16 protein-coding genes are annotated in these 16,976 nt (G+C 73.1%); 15 read left to right on the forward strand and 1 reads right to left on the reverse strand.

All coding sequences use genetic code 11. From position 1 onward, the window contains the following. Positions 1-7 precede the first annotated feature (7 nt). From HOQ23_RS03935 to HOQ23_RS03960, 6 genes are all read left to right on the forward strand, one after another. Complete coding sequence (locus HOQ23_RS03935; protein WP_172212030.1) at positions 8-1,039, forward strand: SIS domain-containing protein; 1,032 nt, start codon at positions 8-10, stop codon at positions 1,037-1,039. Between the two features lie 39 nt (positions 1,040-1,078). Further along, positions 1,079-2,251 (forward strand): acyltransferase family protein, encoded by a 1,173-nt coding sequence (locus tag HOQ23_RS03940; RefSeq protein WP_172212032.1) that lies wholly within the window; start codon positions 1,079-1,081, stop codon positions 2,249-2,251. After that, complete coding sequence (locus HOQ23_RS03945) at positions 2,248-3,189, forward strand: DUF808 domain-containing protein (RefSeq protein WP_172212034.1); 942 nt, start codon at positions 2,248-2,250, stop codon at positions 3,187-3,189. Before HOQ23_RS03940 ends, HOQ23_RS03945 begins: the two co-directional genes overlap by 4 nt. A 29-nt stretch (positions 3,190-3,218) precedes the next feature. Then, positions 3,219-3,821 (forward strand): hypothetical protein, encoded by a 603-nt coding sequence (locus HOQ23_RS03950; protein ID WP_172212036.1) that lies wholly within the window; start codon positions 3,219-3,221, stop codon positions 3,819-3,821. Positions 3,822-3,883: 62 nt separating this feature from the next. Beyond that, positions 3,884-4,246: a hypothetical protein gene (locus tag HOQ23_RS03955; RefSeq protein WP_172212038.1), complete on the forward strand. Its 363-nt coding sequence runs from the start codon at positions 3,884-3,886 to the stop codon at positions 4,244-4,246. A gap of 70 nt (positions 4,247-4,316) precedes the next feature. Further along, positions 4,317-4,583 carry a hypothetical protein gene (locus HOQ23_RS03960; protein ID WP_172212040.1) on the forward strand — a complete coding sequence of 89 codons (267 nt, stop codon included), beginning with the start codon at positions 4,317-4,319 and terminating at the stop codon, positions 4,581-4,583. 729 nt (positions 4,584-5,312) lie between these two features. Here the strand turns inward: HOQ23_RS03960 and HOQ23_RS03965 are convergent. Further along, the gene (locus tag HOQ23_RS03965; protein WP_172212042.1) at positions 5,313-6,623 is read right to left on the reverse strand and encodes an HNH endonuclease signature motif containing protein; all 1,311 of its coding nucleotides are present in this window, start codon (positions 6,621-6,623) and stop codon (positions 5,313-5,315) included. A gap of 20 nt (positions 6,624-6,643) precedes the next feature. On the opposite strand from HOQ23_RS03965, the gene HOQ23_RS03970 reads away from it, so the two are divergent. The 9 genes from HOQ23_RS03970 (at position 6,644) to HOQ23_RS04010 (ending at position 16,950) form a co-directional block, all read left to right on the forward strand. Next, positions 6,644-7,120 carry a hypothetical protein gene (locus tag HOQ23_RS03970; protein ID WP_172212044.1) on the forward strand — a complete coding sequence of 159 codons (477 nt, stop codon included), beginning with the start codon at positions 6,644-6,646 and terminating at the stop codon, positions 7,118-7,120. 183 nt (positions 7,121-7,303) lie between these two features. Further along, positions 7,304-8,755, forward strand: coding sequence for an adenosylhomocysteinase (ahcY, locus tag HOQ23_RS03975; protein WP_172212046.1), 1,452 nt, complete (start codon positions 7,304-7,306; stop codon positions 8,753-8,755). A gap of 47 nt (positions 8,756-8,802) precedes the next feature. Continuing rightward, positions 8,803-9,528 carry an MtrAB system response regulator MtrA gene (gene mtrA, locus HOQ23_RS03980; protein WP_172212048.1) on the forward strand — a complete coding sequence of 242 codons (726 nt, stop codon included), beginning with the start codon at positions 8,803-8,805 and terminating at the stop codon, positions 9,526-9,528. 10 nt (positions 9,529-9,538) lie between these two features. Beyond that, positions 9,539-11,179, forward strand: a complete 1,641-nt coding sequence (gene mtrB, locus HOQ23_RS03985) for an MtrAB system histidine kinase MtrB (RefSeq protein WP_172212050.1) — start codon at positions 9,539-9,541, stop codon at positions 11,177-11,179. Next, a complete protein-coding gene (locus HOQ23_RS03990) occupies positions 11,176-12,984 on the forward strand; it encodes an LpqB family beta-propeller domain-containing protein (protein ID WP_172212052.1) in 1,809 nt (602 codons plus the stop codon). The genes mtrB and HOQ23_RS03990 overlap by 4 nt, the downstream gene beginning before the upstream one ends. 75 nt (positions 12,985-13,059) lie before the next feature. After that, on the forward strand, positions 13,060-13,773 hold the full coding sequence (locus tag HOQ23_RS03995) for a phosphoribosyltransferase family protein (RefSeq protein WP_172212054.1): 714 nt from the start codon (positions 13,060-13,062) through the stop codon (positions 13,771-13,773). Positions 13,774-14,215: 442 nt separating this feature from the next. Continuing rightward, positions 14,216-14,839 (forward strand): ribosome-associated translation inhibitor RaiA, encoded by a 624-nt coding sequence (raiA, locus tag HOQ23_RS04000; protein WP_172212056.1) that lies wholly within the window; start codon positions 14,216-14,218, stop codon positions 14,837-14,839. Positions 14,840-14,955: 116 nt separating this feature from the next. Beyond that, positions 14,956-15,645, forward strand: coding sequence for a response regulator transcription factor (locus HOQ23_RS04005; protein WP_172212058.1), 690 nt, complete (start codon positions 14,956-14,958; stop codon positions 15,643-15,645). Between the two features lie 57 nt (positions 15,646-15,702). Continuing rightward, entirely contained in the window at positions 15,703-16,950 is a 1,248-nt protein-coding gene (locus HOQ23_RS04010; protein WP_172212060.1) for a winged helix-turn-helix domain-containing protein, read from the forward strand. Positions 16,951-16,976: the final 26 nt, after the last annotated feature.

Here is a 16,976-nt window from a genome sequence, read left to right on the forward strand (position 1 = left end):
CCCCGCGATGGCGACCTGGTTCGACGAGTCCCGCCTGGACGACGAGACCGCCCTGGGCGCCGCCGACCTGCGCCTGCGCACCCTCGCCGAGAGCGGCGCCCGGGTGCGCCGCGAGGCCGGGGACGCCGCGTCGGCGGTCGCCGAGGCGGTCGCGCGCAGCGCCGGGCAGTCGCGCCCGCGCGCGGTGATCGCCGCCGGGCCGGACTCGCGCCTGCTGCGCGCGGTGCTCGAGCCCTGGTGCCCGGTGCCGTTCGTGGCCTGGCCCGGGCCGGCGCTGCCGGGCTGGGCCGGGAGCCTGGACCTGGTCGTCGTGCTGTGCCCCGAGGGCTCCGACTCCGGCAGCGCCTCGGCGGTCGCCGAGGCGGTGCGACGCGGCTGCCAGGTCGTCGTCGCCACCCGCCCCGGCTCGATGGTCGCCGAGCACGCCGCCGGGCGCTGGAGCACGGTCCTGCCGACCACCACCAGCGACCAGCTGGCCACCGCGGTCGTCATGCTCACCTACCTCGACGGCGTCTCGCTCGGCCCGGCGACCGACGCCGAGCAGGTCGCCCGCGCCCTCGACGAGGTCGCCATCGCCTGCTCGCCGCACCGTGACCTCGCGGTCAACCCCGCCAAGATGCTCGCGATCGCGCTGGCCGACGCCATCCCGCTGGTGTGGGGCGGCTCGGTGCTCGCGGCGCGGGCCGCGCGCCGGGTCGCGGAGTCGGTCCGCCGCACGAGCGGGCGCACCGCGCTGGCCGGCGACGCCGAGCACCTGCTGCCGGTCATCGAGGCGGCGCGCCAGCGCGACGTCTTCGACGACCCGTTCGCCGAGGGCGCCGCCGAGGGCCGTCCGACCCTGCTGGTCCTCGACGACGGGACCGAGGAGCCGGCCGTGCTCGAGCAGCGCACCCGGCTGCTGGAGGCCGCGGAGGCCCGCGGCGTACGCGTGGAGACGCTGACGACCGAGGCGCCGAGCGAGGTCGCGCGCTACGCCTCGCTGTTGCTGAGCGGCACCTACGCCGCGGAGTACCTGCGGCTCGGCCTCGTCGAGGACTGAGCGAGGACTACCCGGGCGCGGCCCGGGTACCGACACGCGGTGCCTCAGCCGGTGATCCAGTCCCCGCCCGAGTCGCGGCGCGCGCCCGCCCGCGACCCGTGGTTCGACAACGCCAAGATGACCCTGGTGACCCTCGTGGTCGTCGGGCACGCCTGGGTGCTGCTGGAGCAGTCGCCGCTGCGCGACCACCTCTACGACTTCCTCTACGCCTGGCACGTGCCGGCGTTCGTGTTCGTGACCGGCTACCTGTCGCGCTCCTTCAACTGGGAGCGCCACCGGCTCTGGCAGCTGGTGCGCACGGTGGCGGTGCCGTACGTCGTGTTCGAGTGCGCGATCGCGCTGTTCCGCATCCACGTCGGCGGCGAGGAGATGGACAACCTCTTCCGCGACCCGCACTGGCCGATGTGGTACCTCGCCGCGCTCTTCTTCTGGCGGCTGCTGACCCCGGTCTTCGTCAACCTGCGCGGTGGGCTGGTGCTGGCCGTGGTGATCAGTCTCGCGGCGGGCAACTGGGCGGGGGACACCTTGGACGTCGCGCGGGTGCTCGGGTTGCTGCCGTTCTTCGTGATGGGCCTGAAGGCGACCCCGGAGCGCCTGGAGCTGCTGCGCCAGCGGTGGGTCCAGGTCGCCGGGGTGGTCGTCCTGGTCGCGATCCTGCTCGCCACCCGCTGGACCGACGAGTGGGCCAGCACCGAGTGGTTCTACTACCGCTCGCTCTACGACGAGGTCGCCGACACGACCCTGGAGGCGACGCTGACCCGGGCGCTGGTGCTGGTGGTCGGGACGCTCGGCGCGTGGGCGTTCTTCGCGCTGGTGCCCCGCAACGCCGGCTGGTTCACCCGGATGGGCGCCTGGACGCTGGTCGTCTACCTCTTCCACGGGTTCGCGGTGAAGGGCGCGCAGTACGCCGGCTGGGAGGTGGTGCCCTTCCCCGGCACCGCGTCCGCGATCGCGATCACCACCGTCGCGGCGGTCGGGGTGGCGCTGGTGCTGGCCTGGGGCCCGGTGGCCCGGCTGCTCCAGCACGCCGTCGACCCGTTCGCCTCGGCCACCCGCCAGCTCGACCGGGCCGTGGACGCGACGGCCGCGCGGCAGGAGGCCGACCAGATCGCCGCGGCGGTGCAGCAGGCGACCGAGCCCGTCGGCGCTACTGTTCGGCGCATGCACGCTGAGGACCCGACCCCGCGACGAACCCCGGACCTGCGACCGTGAGCGGCGGTCTCTTCGCGCTCCTCGACGACGTCGCGGTGCTGGCCCGGATGGCCGCCGCCTCCATCGATGACGTCGGAACGGCCGCGGGCCGCGCGACCATCAAGGCCGCCGGCGTGGTCGTCGACGACACCGCGGTCACGCCGCAGTACGTCCACGGGGTCGCCGCGGATCGGGAGCTGCCGATCATCAAGCGGATCGCGATCGGCTCGATCCGCAACAAGCTGGTCTTCATCCTCCCGGTGGCGCTGGTGCTCAGCCAGTTCCTGCCCTGGCTGCTGACCCCGATCCTGATGCTCGGCGGCACCTACCTGGCCTTCGAGGGCGCCGAGAAGGTCTGGGGCTGGGTACGCGGTCACGACCATCACGCCGCACCCGTCGCGGAGGTCGGCAAGGACGCCGAGGAGACGATGGTCTCCGGCGCGATCCGCACCGACCTGATCCTGTCGGCGGAGATCATGGTGATCTCGCTCAACGAGGTCGCCGACGAGTCCTTCTGGGCGCGTCTCGCGATCCTCGTCGTGGTCGCCGCGGCCATCACCGTCGTCGTGTACGGCGTGGTCGCGCTCATCGTGAAGATGGACGACGTGGGCCTCCACCTCGCGCAACGGCGCTCGGCCGTGGCCCAGTCCGTGGGGCGCGGGCTCGTGCGGGGGATGCCGAAGCTGCTCGCGGTGATCTCGGTCGTCGGCACCATCGCCATGCTCTGGGTCGGCGGGCACATCCTGCTCGTCGGTCTCGACGAGCTCGGCTGGCACCCGCCGTACGACCTGGTGCACCACCTCGAGGAGGCCGTCCACGACGCCGTGTCCGGCTTCGGCGGCGTCCTGGGCTGGCTGGTCAACACCGCGTGCTCCGCCGTCTTCGGCATCGTCGTCGGCGCGGTGGTCGTGGTGGTCGTCCACCTGCTGCCCTCGCGCAAGCCGAAGGCCGCGCACTGACCCGGACGCGCCGGCGTCGCGCCGTCCTGGTGGTCGCTGCGGTCGCCGCGCTGGTCCTCGCCGTCGGCGGCGCGGTCGGCGGGTGGCACCGGGTCGCCGAGGGGCGGGCCGAGGCCGTGAGCGTCGGCTGGGTCTCCGCGCCGCGGTGCGAGGGGGCCCGGGTCGAGCTCCAGCGCGACAGGGGCCTCGACTCCGGAGCGGGACCCGTGATCCTTGCGGAGCGCGGGATGCGCTGCACGTTGCGGGTGCGGGTCCGCAACGACGGGGAGGACACCGTCGCGCTGACCCACGCGGTCCTGCCGTTCATGGGGCGTGGGGGCGGAGCGGTGCTGAAGGTCGACCAGAGCCTCGAGCCGGACGTCTGGGTCACGCCGGGGGACAGCACGATCGACCTCGCGCGAGTGATCGATCGCGACCTCGGCCCGGGGGAGTCGCTCGACCTCGTCCTCCCGCTCGCGTTCCGCGACCGCGGCTGCTCGGGCGGCGCGCGAGGTTCCGGGACCGCCCGCTTCTACGGCTTCCCCCAGGTGGAGGTCCGCGCCCTCGGCCGCGCCTACGAGGTGGCCGCGGCAGAGGACCTCGTCCACACCCAGGTCGGTCCGGCCTCCGGCTGCCGCGAGATGAGGCGCTGACCACACCACCGCTGAGTACGCGTACCGATGCCCGGGCGCGTGGGCTGGTCGAGGATGAGGGCATGAAGAAGCCCCGTGCCCGTGCCCTCCCGATCCTCGGCGGCTTGGCCGTCCTCGCCGTCGGCGGGTTCGCCGCCTACCTCGCGATCAGCGGTACGCCGCTCATCGACGAGTGGCAGTGCGGCGACGGGGAGGCCCCGGTCCTGCGCGACGACGGGCCCGGCTCCTTCTGCGAGGAGGAGGGCAGCGAGCTGCCCGCCGGCACACACTGGGACCCGCTGGGCAACCGGCCGCTGACCTGCGAGGACCGCTGGGGCTGGGTGCAGGTGGTGCCGAGCGGCGCCGCGTCCGACGCGGACCCCGACTGCTTCCCCGACGACCGTGAGCTGCCCACGGGGTGGCAGCTCGCCGACACGGCCGCCTAGGGCCCAAGGGCCGGTGCCGCGGGGGTCGTCGGCCGGTGCGGGGCATTTCCTGAGCCGTTAGCGTCGGTCCATGGTGACCACGCTCAGCACCGAGGTCGACCCGGCCGTGCCCTCCGCCCTCGAGATCACGGTCGTCGTCGTCTCGCTGATCTCCCTGGTGCTCACCGTGGTCGCCGTGGTGGTGGCCGTCGTGCAGATGCGCCAGCGGCGCTGCTCCACCCTGACCGGTGTGCTGGTGATCGTCGCGGCGCTGCTGGTGCCGATCGTCGGCGCCGTGGTGGGCCTGCTGGTGCTCGTCGTCGGGCGCCGGACCAGCCCGCCCGCCGACGCGGGCTGACCGCTCAGCCCGTCGGCGCGGTCCACAGCCAGGCGTCGCCGACCAGCTCGCCGTCCGCGTGGCACAGTCGCTGAGCAGGTACGCCGCCCCGTCGAGCGTCGTCGCCGACTGCGCCCCGCGGATCAGCCCGAACGGCGCCGGAGTGATCGGGCGCCACGAGTCGCTCCGGCGGTCGTAGACGGCGCCGTCGCTGAACCACGGGCCGTCCGGGTCCATGCAGTCGGCGTCGGGCGGACACAGGTACTCCCACCCGCCGACCACCAGCATCTGGTCCGCGACCCCTACGACGACGGCGAAGTTGCGCGGAGCGAGCGGCGGGGCGGGCAGCCGCCGCCATGCCTTGCCGGTCTCCTCGACCTCACTCGCCGGACCCGGCTCGGCCTGGACCCCACAGCCGGAGCCGGCCAGGACCGCCGCTGCGGTCCCCAGCCCCACGAGTGCCCGCATCGCTCCCATGCCGCTCCGACGCGCCGCGCACCGGACGGGTTCCTCGCGGGTGGGGCGGCGGGGTGGACCGACGGTTCAGTCGTCGGGCGGGTGCGCGGTGGCGAGAGGCGTGGTGACGCGGTCCTTCACGAGGTGCAGCCGGTGGGGTGGTTGCCAGAGGTAGGTCGCGGCGTCGGTGGTGGGTACTCCGCACGGTGTGGGTCTTCGTCGGTCGACTCGTCGAGGTCCACGCAGGTGTACGGCCCCGCCGGCTGGGTGCCGACGGGGTCTGGGACGGTCGATCTACTGGTCGGGCGGGTGCGCGGTCACGAGGGCGGTGGTGCCGTGGTCCTTGATCAGGTGCAGCCCGTGGGGTGATCGCCAGAGGTACGCCGCGGCGTCGGTCTTGTCGTAGGTCCACGCGGTGTGGGTCTTGGCCCGATGGTGTCGCCGGCAGAGCGGGGCCAGGTTGCACGAGCACGTCGGGCCGCCGGTCGAGGTGGTGCCGTGGGCGGTGACGTGGTCGGTGTCGCAGCGGCGGGCGGCGCGTTCGCACCACGGGAACGCGCACACCTGCTGGGCGAGCTTGGTCTGCTCGGCGAGCCGGTCGGGGACCGCGTAGGCGTCGGCGTGGTGGTGGGCCTCGAGGTCGATGACCGGCTTGATCACCACCTGGGCCTCGGGGCTGCTGCACCACTGGCGGACCTGCTCGGTCGACACGATCGACCGGATCTCCTCGACCCGGGCGATGCCCGCCTCGTCGCGGCTGATCGCGGCGTGGGAGAGGTGGACGTGGATGACCACCTGGCGAGGCTTGACCACCGCGGCGGCGTCGTCACCGGCCTCTGCCAGGAGGTCAAAGGTGAGCTGGCGCCGGGCGAGCTCGCCGGCGGCCATGGAGCGCCGGACGTCCAGCGACTCCTCCGAGCCGAGTGCCGCGAGCTCGGCGGCTCCCTGCCGGATCGCGGCGTCGAGGTCGAGCGCGTCCGCGAGGTCGAGGGTGGCCTCGACCTGCACGGTCCCGTCGGAGTCGGCGGCCTCGGTGTGCACGTCGAAGCGGCGCCCGTCGGCTGCCTGACGGCGCTGCTTCTCCGCACCCTCGGGGTCGAAGGTGACCCGGGCGTGCTCGACCAGCCGGCCGATGGCCGCGAAGCCGATGCGGCCGATCACCGGCGCGAGCTGGCGGTCCACGAACTCCGCGCCCGCGAGCGGCAACGTGGTGGTCAGCTGCGCGACGCGGCGGGCCTTCCAGGCGGGGACCTCGCCGGCCTGCACGAGCGCCCAGGTCCGCTTCAACCGGTGGGCCAGCTCGAGGGCGTCCCCGATCAGCGCCTTCGCGGAGTCGGTCGAGAGTGCGAGCGCGGCGCTCAGCTCCATCGGCGCGAACTCCGCCACCAGCGGAGTGCCCTCATCCGCGAGCGGGACGGATACCTCGCCGAACACCAGCCCGGTGGTCGGGGTCGGGGACACTGGCTCCTCCGGGTGCATCGCCGCCCACACCAGGGCCGCCTCCAGGACGTCGACCTCCGCCCGCTGGGCCGCAGCCCGCCGGGCCTGCGCGAACGCCAGCACGGCGGCTGGGGTGTCGCAGTCGGGGAGATCTGGGGAGGCCATGCCCCATTCTACTCGAACGCATGTTCGAGGACAAGAGGTTCTCCACCGTCGTCCCAGCCGTCATGTCTCACGACATCGCCGGTTCGTGGCAGGACATCGGTGACACCGCCGGGGTGCGTGGCGATGACACTTCAGGCTCTCTGTCGTGGCGTCCGCGGCCCGCGGGCCTGTCGATCCTCGCGTCCGTCTCGCGATCGTCCAGTGCCCCGGGGATGCGCCATGAGGGCGCGATGACCACGTTCTGCGAAGAGCGCCAGATCCCGCGTAGGACGTTCTACGCGCCCCGTGTCCGGCCCCCGTGGGCAGGCCAGGAGTCGGTCGCCCACCACCTCCAGCCGGTAACCGTGCCCGCCGGCCTGGAGGGCGAGGTCCTCGTCTCACACACTCGACCCGCGCCCGGAGCCATCCACGTCCGCGACGGCCGGCCTCGCGACACCCGCCGAGAACGTCAAGGGCCCACCGATGCCGTAAGCCATCAACTGGCACGCATGTCCTGAGACATCACGTCCCGCCGTCTCGACAAGGCGGGCCGACCCGGGGACGCTGGGCGCCGTACGAGGTCTCGGGGCCTCACCCGGACGGGCCATAGTCGGTCAGGTGTTCGGCGAGGATTCCCCGCGGCGAGCGGGCGCGGCCTAGCCTGTCGAGACCCGCGCACCCCAACCTTTCAGGAGCACGCGATGGACTACAAGGTCGCCGACCTCAGCCTGGCCGACTTCGGCCGCACGGAGATCCAGCTCGCCGAGCACGAGATGCCGGGCCTGATGGCCATGCGCGAGCGCTACGGCGACGCCAAGCCGCTCCAGGGCGCGCGCATCGCGGGATCTCTGCACATGACCATCCAGACCGCGGTCCTCATCGAGACCCTCGTCGCCCTCGGCGCCGAGGTCCGCTGGGCCTCGTGCAACATCTTCTCGACCCAGGACCACGCGGCCGCCGCGATCGCGGTCGGCCCCGAGGGCACCCCCGAGGAGCCGCGCGGCGTCCCGGTCTTCGCCTGGAAGGGCGAGACCCTGGAGGAGTACTGGTGGTGCGCCCAGCAGATCCTGCAGTGGCCCGACAGCGCCGACGGTGAGCCCCGCTTCGCCAACATGATCCTCGACGACGGCGGCGACGCGAGTCTCTTCGTCCACCTCGGCGTCGAGGCGGAGAAGAAGGGCGAGGCGCCGGACCCGGCGACCGCCAGCAGCACCGAGGAGCGGATCATCTTCGAGGCGCTCCAGGCCTCGCTCGCCGAGAGCCCGGACCGGTGGACCCGCATCGCCGCCGAGCTCATGGGCGTCACCGAGGAGACCACCACCGGTGTGCTGCGCCTCTACGACATGATGCGCGCGGGCACGCTGCTCTTCCCGGCCATCAACGTCAACGACTCGGTCACCAAGTCGAAGTTCGACAACAAGTACGGCTGCCGCCACAGCCTCATCGACGGCCTCAACCGCGCCACCGACGTCCTCATCGGCGGCAAGGTCGCCGTGGTCTGCGGCTACGGGGACGTCGGCAAGGGCTGCGCGGAGTCGCTGCGCGGCCAGGGCGCCCGCGTCATCGTCACCGAGATCGACCCGATCTGCGCGCTGCAGGCGGCGATGGACGGCTACCAGGTCACCACCCTCGACGACGTCGTGGAGACCGCGGACATCGTCATCACCGCGACCGGCAACCGCGACGTGGTCTCCATCGACCAGATGCGCCGCATGAAGCAGAACGCGATCCTGGCCAACATCGGTCACTTCGACAACGAGATCGACATGGCCGGCCTGGAGTCCTACCCCGGCGTCGTGCGCAAGAACGTCAAGCCGCAGGTCGACCTGTGGACGTTCCCCGAGGGCGAGGGCAACGCGATCATCGTGCTCTCCGAGGGCCGCCTGATGAACCTCGGCAACGCGACCGGCCACCCGTCGTTCGTCATGTCGAACTCCTTCACCAACCAGGTGCTGGCCCAGATCGAGCTGTTCACCAAGCCCGAGGAGTACCCGGTCGGCGTCTACGTGCTGCCCAAGCACCTCGACGAGGAGGTCGCCCGTCTCCACCTCGGCGCCCTCGGCGTGAAGCTGACGACGCTGTCGGAGAAGCAGGCGGCGTACCTCGGCGTCTCGCAGTCCGGCCCGTTCAAGTCGGAGCAGTACCGCTACTGAGCGGTACGGATCGGGTCGCGTGAGCGGGTAGTGGCAGGATTGAGCGCATGAGCCAGTCCGCCGGGAGTGCTGCCCACGTGCCCAGCGACTACACCACCAAGGGCCGCGTCCTCGTCGTCGACGATGACGCGGCCCTGGCGGAGATGCTCACGATCGTGCTGCGCCAGGAGGGTTTCGACAGCCGCATGTGCACCCGCGGCGACCTCGCGCTGGCGGAGTTCCGCGACTACCGGCCCGACTTGGTGCTGCTCGACCTGATGCTGCCCGGCAAGGACGGCATCGACGTGTGCAAGGAGATCCGCGCCGAGTCCGGCGTGCCGATCGTGATGCTCACCGCGAAGAGCGACACCGTCGACGTGGTCGTCGGGCTGGAGTCCGGCGCCGACGACTACGTCGTCAAGCCGTTCAAGCCCAAGGAGCTGATCGCGCGGATCCGGGCGCGCGTACGCCGCCACGACAGCACCTCCGCCCACGAGTCGCTGACCATCGGCGACCTCGTCATCGACGTCGCCGGGCACGCGGTCACCCGCGACGGCCAGCAGCTCAACCTGACGCCGCTCGAGTTCGACCTCCTGGTCTGCCTGGCGCGCAAGCCGTGGCAGGTCTTCACCCGCGAGGTCCTGCTCGAGCAGGTCTGGGGCTACCGCCACGCCGCCGACACCCGTCTGGTCAACGTGCACGTGCAGCGCCTGCGCTCCAAGGTCGAGCACGATCCCGAGAACCCCGAGGTCGTCCTCACCGTGCGGGGCGTCGGGTACAAGGCCGGTCAGTAGCGGGCCCGGCGTGCTCCGGGTCCGAGCCCCTCGCACCGTCCCGGCCGGGATCCGCCGCGCGCTGACCTTCTGGCGCCGCTCGATCCAGGCCCGGGTGGTCGCCAGTACCCTCGCGCTCACCGCCGTCGCGGTCAGCGTCGTCGGGTGGGTGCTGCTCCAGCAGACCCGTGAGGGCCTGCTGGACAACCGCGTCGACGCGGTCGTCTCGGAGGTCGGCAACGAGATGCAGGAGGCGCGCAACCGCCTCGAGGCGGTGCCCGGCACCAACGCCGACGCGACCGCGCAGCAGGCCGAGCTGGTGGAGCCGATCATCGCCCGCGGGGTCGCGCGGGACTTCGACGTCGTGCTGGCCGGTCCGCTGGGGGAGAACACCGGCCGGATCTCCGACGGCGGCGCCCGTTCCTCACCGGGGCTGGACCGCTCCAGCGTGCCGGCCTCGCTGGAGGACCACTTCTCCGAGCGCGCCGCCACCGCCTGGACCTACACCACGATCCGCACCGTGGACGACGACGAGAACGTCGTCGCCGAGGAGCCCGGCATCGTGGTCGGCTCGCAGGTGACCCTCGTCGCCGACGGCGGCACCTACACGCTGTACTTCATCTTCCCGCTCGACGAGCAGCGCGAGACCCTCGGCCTGGTCACCCGCGCGCTGCTGACCGCCGCGGGGCTGCTGCTGGTCCTGGTCGCCGGGGTCACCTGGCTGGTCACCCGGCAGGTGGTGAGCCCGATCCGGATGGCCCGTGAGGTCGCGGAGCGGCTCGCCGCCGGTCGCCTGCAGGAGCGGCTGCGCGTGTCCGGGCAGGACGACCTGGCGCGACTGGCGACGTCGTTCAACCAGATGGCGAGCAACCTGCAGCGCCAGATCCGCCAGCTCGAGGAGCTCAGCCGGGTCCAGCAGCGCTTCGTCTCCGACGTGTCCCACGAGCTGCGCACGCCGCTGACGACCGTGCGGATGGCCGGCGACGTGCTGTACGACGCCCGCGACGACTTCGACCCGGTCACCCGGCGCGCCGCGGAGCTGCTGCAGAACGAGCTCGACCGCTTCGAGACGCTGCTGGTCGACCTGCTGGAGATCAGCAGGTTCGACGCCGGCGCCGCGGTGCTGGACGCCGACGACGTCAACCTCGTCGACATCGCGCACCGCGTCGTCGACGCGACCCGGCCGCTGGCGACCCAGCGCGACGTCCGCGTCGTGGTCCGCGCGCCGGACCACCCGTGCCTGGCCGAGGCCGACATCCGCCGCATCGAGCGGATCGTGCGCAACCTGGTCACCAACGCCATCGACCATGCCGACACCGCCGGGCGCGGCGACGAGATCGTGGTCGAGGTCGCCGGGGACGACCACGCCGCCGCGATCACGGTGCGTGACCACGGCGTCGGCCTCGCGCCGGGTGAGTCGGCGCTGGTGTTCAACCGCTTCTGGCGCGCCGACCCCGCCCGCGCCCGCAGCAGCGGCGGGACCGGGCTCGGCCTCTCCATCTCCCTCGAGGACGCCCACCTGCACGGCGGCTGGCTCCAGGCGTGGGGACGTCCGGGGGAGGGCGCCCAGTTCCGGCTCACGCTGCCGCGCCACATCGGCCAGACCCTCACCCGCAGCCCGCTCCCGCTGGTCCCCGTGGACGCCCGCCCCAGCACGGCGGTGTCGCGATGAGGGCCTGGGCCCGGCGTACGGCGGCACTGGTCGCGGCGCTCGCCGCCGTCGCCGCGAGCGGCGCGTGCGTGCAGATGCCCACCGACGGCCCGATCGTGCAGAGCGAGGAGGTCGGCACCGGCGCCGAGGGCGAGGGCTACACCTACGACCCGCTGCCCCCGCAGCCCGACGCGACGCCGTCGGAGATCGTGCGCGGGTTCCTCGACGCGATGATGGCCGCCCCGATCCAGGCCAACTCCGCGCGCCAGTTCCTGACCCAGGACGCCCGCGCGTCGTGGACGCCGGAGCGGGCCACCATCACCTACGTCGAGCGCGGCGCCCCGGTCGGCAACGGCTCCCGCCTCTCGGTCGACCTGCCCGCCGGCGGCGACGTGTACGACGCCCGCGGCGCCTGGCAGGGCGCGCTCGGCCCCGCCCGCCGGACCCTGGACTTCGAGGTGGTCAGCGAGAACGGCGAGTGGCGCATCGCCGAGGTCCCCGACGCGATGATCGTGTCCGAGCAGTTCTTCGAGCAGCGCTTCCGGCGCGTCGCGCTCTACTTCTTCGACCCCAGCGCGCGGATCCTGGTCCCCGAGCCGGTCTTCGTGCCCGGCGGGGACGAGCTCGCCACGACCCTCGTGGACGGTCTGCTCGCGGGCCCGGCGCCAGGGCTGAAGCAGGTGATGCGCAGCTTCGTGCCCGCGGGCCTCGACGCCGGGCTCTCCGTGCCGGTCGCCGACGGGGTCGCGGACATCGCGCTGGTCGGCGCCGCCGGCCGGCCCGCGCCCGAGTCGCTGACCCGGCTGGTCACCCAGCTGGCCTGGACGCTGCGCCAGGTCCCGGGGATCGAGGCGTTCCGGGTGCGCGTCGGCGACGTCCCGGTGCAGCTGCCGAACGGCGACACCGTCTTCTCCGTCGAGTCCGGTGCGGAGTTCGACCCGGCCGGCAACCGGCCCAGCGCCGCGGTGTTCGGGCTCCGAGGCGGCCGCCTGGTCTCCGGGCTGCCCGACGCGCTCGGCCCGGTCGCCGGCCCGTTCGGGGTCGCGGACTACGACCTGCGCAACGTCGCGGTGGACCTGGGTGCCAGCACCGTCGCAGGGGTCACCTCCGACGGGACCACGGTGCTCACCGCCCCGGTCAGCGACGCCGACGCCGGCGTCGACGACGGCGACGGCGACGACGACGCGGGTGAGACCCCCGACCCGCGCGCGTCGGTGCGCACGGTGGTCGCCGACGGCCAGGACCTGCTCGACCCGGTCTGGGACTTCGCGGGCCGGCTGTGGCTGGTCGACCGCACCGCCGACGGGGCACGGGTGCGCCAGGTGTCGGGCCAGCGGGTGCGCGAGGTCGTGGTCCCGGGGATCACCGGCGCCGAGGTCTCCTCCTTCCTGGTCTCCCGGGACTCCTCGCGCCTGGTCGCCGTCGTACGACGAGGCAACGCCGACGTGCTGGCGGTCAGCCGGGTGCTCCACGACGAGCAGGGCCTCCCGCTGCGCGGGACCCGCGCGCGGCTGATCCGGATGGACCCCGGCTCCTCGCCGCAGATCCGCGACCTGGCCTGGCAGAGCCCCACCAGCATCGCCGCCCTCACCCGGGTCGCCGGGCAGTTGTGGGAGGTCCGCACGGTCGCGGTGGACGGGGCGACCTCCAGCGTCGACAGCGTGGCGACCCTGGAGGGACGGGTCCTCAGCCTCGCCGGCTCGCCGGGGGTGGGTCCGGGGATGTTCGTGGTCACCGGGGACGGCGAGGCGGTCGACGTCTCCGGCACCCTCGCCCGTCCGCTCACCATCGACCCCGACGTCACCGACCTGGACTACGTGGGCTGAGCCCGGCGCACCCGTGGTCCACAGCGGGCCACGGGCCGGTTGCCCGGGCACCGCGCCCGGTGCTGGGCTGGGCCGGTGCGCGACGCGGTGGGCGACCTGCTGCTCGGCAGCGCCTGCGTCGGGTGCGCGCGTCCTGGGCGGCTGCTGTGCCCCGTGTGCCGTGCCCTGCTGCCGCGCGCCGCGCACCCCGCCTGGCCCTCCCCGGTCCCGGCCGGGCTGGTCACCCCCTGGGCGACCGGGCCCTACGAGCACCTGCTGCGCGCACTGGTGGTGGGCCACAAGGAGCGCCGGATGCTGGCCCTGGGGCGACCGCTCGCCCAGCTGCTCGCCGTCGCGGTGGCCGCGGCCGCGGCGGTCGGCCGGGACGGCCCCGGCCGTGCCGCCCCGCTGGTCCTCGTGCCGGTGCCGTCGCGACCCGCCAGTGTCCGCAGCCGCGGCCACGACCCGACGTACGCCATGACCGCCGGGGCGGCCGCCCTCCTCCGGCGCGAGGGGTACGCCGTGCGCGCGGCGCGGCTGCTGGTCTCGCGCCCCGGCGTGCTCGACCAGTCCGGTCTCGGCGCGGGAGAGCGGGCGGCGAACCTGGCCGGGTCGATGGCCTGCCCGAGCACCCGGCTGCGCCGCCTCGCCGGGCGCACGCCCACCGCCCGGGTCGTGGTCTGCGACGACGTGCTGACCACCGGGTCGAGCGCCCGCGAGGCCCAGCGGGCGCTCGAGGCAGTGGGCCTCGCTGTGTCGGGGGTGGCCGTCGTCGCGGCCACGCGACGCCGTTTTCCGGGCTCGCGGTGACCACGGACTGAGACCATCGCCCGGGAGGGACCCCCCTCCTTTCGTGGGGCCCGGCGACTGACTAACGTCTAGTCATGGAGTCCGCCCGGGTCCGTGGTTGCGTCGGCGGCACATCTGTGTGCCCCCGGCTAGCCGATGCCAGTCGCAGGCGAAACGGTCCACGTAAGTCCGTCCGCGAGGACGGACGATCACGGTGCGGCTTAGAAGTAAGCCCTGCCTCGGTCGCGTTCGTCAGATACGGCGCGTCCCGGGAGAAGGCCAGTAGTGGCAGAGAAGCTGCGAACGTCTCAGCAGGCGGTTGTGGGGACGAAAACCAGGTCGGCCGGGCGGACTCCACCCCTCCCCGACCCGTTCCGGGACCCGGGCCTCGGTCCGGGTGTCGGCCTGCTCGCAGGTGGGTCGGGACTCGAGAAGGCAGCCAACTGTGCAACGGGAGGTTCACATGGAAGTTGTGGTCACTGGACGCAACTGCGAGATCTCGGATCGGTTCCGGGAGCACTGCGAGGACAAGCTGGCCCGGCTGGAGAAGCACGACCACCGGATCATGCGGGTGCATGTGGAGGTGGACTGCGAGTCGAACCCTCGTCAGCAGGAGCAAGGCGTCCGCCTCGAGCTGACGGCGTTCTCCAAGGGCCCGGTCATCCGCGCCGAGGCCGCCGCCGCCGACAAGATGGCTGCGCTCGACCTGGCCGTGGACAAGATGGCCTCCCAGATGCGCAAGGCGGCCGACCGTCGCCGCGTGCACCGCGGAGCCAAGGCCCCCGTCTCCGTGGGCCAGGCGCTCGCGGCGATGCCCACCGTCGAGCCTGACGAGCCCGAGGACACCGACACCGCCACCGAGCGCAAGGTCGGCCCGATCACGGTCACCGGCGACGGGCCGCTCGTGGTCCGGGAGAAGACCCACCAGGCCGCTCCGATGACCCTCGACCAGGCGCTCTACGAGATGGAGCTCGTGGGCCACGACTTCTACCTGTTCGTCGACAAGGACAGCGACCGCCCGTCGGTCGTCTACCGGCGCCGCGGCTACGACTACGGCGTCATCGCCCTCGACGTCGAGGAGGGCTGAGCACTTCCTGCTCATGGCGGGGTGGCCCGATCGGGCCACCCCGCCTTGCGCGTCCATCCCCCGATTGGGCAGTTCTGGGGCAGTCAGGACGACCTCGGCCGTGGCATGATGCCGAAATGACGGGGACTGTGACGAAGACGATCATCGGCCAGGAGCCGGTGCGGGTGCTGGTGGTCGACGACCAAGAGCTGTTCCGCCGCGGGCTCACCATGCTCCTGGCGGTCGAGGCAGGCATCGAGGTCGTCGGCGAGGCGGGTGACGGGCTCGAGGGCACCGACCTCGCGGCCACGACCGCCCCCGACGTCGTGCTTCTCGACGTGCGGATGCCCAAGCGCTCCGGCATCGAGGCCTGCCAGGCGATCAAGGACGCCGTCCCGTCGGCCCGGATCATCATGCTCACCGTCTCCGACGAGGAGACCGACCTCTACGAGGCGGTCAAGAGCGGCGCCTCCGGCTACCTGCTCAAGGACTCCTCGATCGACGAGGTCGCCCAGGCGGTCCGCGTCGTCGCCGACGGGCAGTCGCTGATCAGCCCCTCGATGGCGGTCAAGCTGATCGACGAGTTCAAGCAGATGTCGCGCCCCGAGCGCGAGCAGGTCCCGGGCCCGCGGCTCACCGACCGCGAGCTCGAGGTGCTGCGCCTCGTGGCGAAGGGGATGAACAACCGCGAGATCGCCAAGGAGCTCTACATCTCCGAGAACACCGTGAAGAACCACGTGCGCAACATCTTGGAGAAGCTCCAGCTGCACTCGCGCATGGAGGCGGTCATGTACGCCGTCAAGGAGCGCCTGCTCGACCTGCCGTAGCCCTCGGGCTGCCCCGGTGTCGGACGCCGTGTCCGTGGGCTGTTCTAGCCTCGCGCCATGGAGTCGCTGAGCACCTCCCAGGCTCGTCGGGTCGCGCTCGCCGCCCAGGGCTTCCTCGACCCGGCGCACGCGGTGCCGACGATGCGCACCCTCAGCCGGGCGGTCGCGCGCACCGGCGTGCTCCAGGTGGACTCCGTCAACGTGCTTCAGCGCGCTCACCTGATGCCGGTCTACTCGCGCATCGGGCCCTACGACACGGCCCTGCTGACCCGCGCCGCCGAGCGCCGCCCGCGCCGGCTGGTGGAGTACTGGGCGCACGTGCAGGCGCTGATGCCCGTCGAGCTGTGGCCGCACATGCAGCACCGGATGGCGCACTACCGCGAGCTGCGCGGCAAGTGGGGCTTCAGCGCGGACCACTCCCTGGAGGACGCCGTACGACGTGAGGTCACCGCCCGCGGCCCGTCCACCGCCCGCGAGATCGACGCCGTCCTCGGCAGCGGTGCGGCCCGCACCCGCGAGCACTGGGGCTGGAACTGGTCGGAGACGCGCAAGGTCCTCGACCACCTCTACATGAGCGGCCAGCTGGCCGTGGCGGGGCGCAACGCGGCGTTCGAGGTGCGCTACGACCTGCCCGAGCGCGTCCTCCCGCCGCACGTCCTCGCGGCGCCGGTCCCCGATCCCGCCGAGGCCGCCCGCGAGCTGGTGCGCCGCGCGGCGCGCTCGCACGGCGTGGCGACGCTGGCGTGCCTGCGCGACTACTACCGGATGCCGCTCGCCGAGACGCGCACCGCGGTCGCCGAGCTGGTCGAGGACGGCGAGCTGCTGCCCGTGCAGGTGGAGGGCTGGGGGCGCCCGGCGTACCTCCACCGCGACGCGCGGGTGCCGCGCCGGGTCGGGGCGCGGGCGCTGCTGAGCCCGTTCGACCCGCTCGTGTGGGAGCGCGAGCGCACCGAGCGGCTCTTCGGGTTCCGCTACCGCATCGAGATCTACGTGCCGGCCGAGCAGCGGGTGCACGGCTACTACGTGCTGCCCTTCCTGCTGGGGGAGCGGATCGTGGCCCGTGTCGACCTCAAGGCGGAGCGGCGCATCGGCCGGCTGCTGGTCCAGGCCGCCCACGCCGAGCCCGGCGCGCCGGCCGATGCGGCGCACGAGCTGGCCGCCGAGCTCGCCACGATGGCCGGGTGGCTGGGGCTGGACGCGGAGGACCCGGTGGTGGTCGCTCCGCGTGGCGACCTCGCCCCGCAGCTGGCCGCCGCCGTGCGCGAGATGGGCGGGTCGCCGCCACCAGTCCGCCGGATTGGTTAGGGACGCTCACCTCGGCTGGGTAGAGT

This window comes from Nocardioides sp. zg-DK7169, assembly GCF_013155365.1.
GTDB lineage: Bacteria > Actinomycetota > Actinomycetes > Propionibacteriales > Nocardioidaceae > Nocardioides.